The following is a 402-nucleotide window of genomic DNA, read 5'->3' as shown; positions in this document are numbered from 1 at the left end:
GCTGGCCATAGGCAACGCGCCCACCGCGCTGTTTCGGCTGCTCGAACTGGTCGACGAAGGGGCACCCCCACCGGCGGCCGTGCTGGGCGGACCGGTGGGTTTCGTCGGATCGGCACAGGCCAAAGAGGAGCTCATCGAGCGGCCCCGCGGGATGTCCTACCTGGTGGTGCGCGGTCGCCGCGGCGGCAGCGCGATGGCCGCCGCCGCCGTCAATGCGATAGCCAGCGACCGCGAATGAGCGCTCGGGGCACGCTGTGGGGAGTCGGGCTGGGGCCCGGCGATCCGGAGTTGGTGACCGTCAAGGCCGCCCGGGTGATTGGCGAGGCCGATGTGGTGGCCTATCACAGCGCCCCACACGGTCACAGCATCGCCCGCGGCATCGCCGAACCGTATCTGCGGCCC

2 protein-coding genes are annotated in these 402 nt (G+C 71.6%); both read left to right on the top strand.

The window, feature by feature from the left end:
- Window positions 1-238: precorrin-8X methylmutase (locus BST12_RS29615; protein WP_211281432.1), on the top strand; the 238-nt coding region annotated here is incomplete at its 5' end.
- Window positions 235-402, top strand: a 168-nt coding sequence (locus BST12_RS29610) for an SAM-dependent methyltransferase (RefSeq protein WP_245850632.1), incomplete at its 3' end; no start/stop codon positions are given. The genes BST12_RS29615 and BST12_RS29610, both read left to right, overlap by 4 nt.

The organism is Mycobacterium angelicum (assembly GCF_002086155.1).
Taxonomy (GTDB): Bacteria; Actinomycetota; Actinomycetes; order Mycobacteriales; family Mycobacteriaceae; genus Mycobacterium; species Mycobacterium angelicum.
The sequence above is the reverse complement of the archived record's forward strand: the minus strand, read 5'-3'. Positions and strand labels throughout refer to the sequence as shown.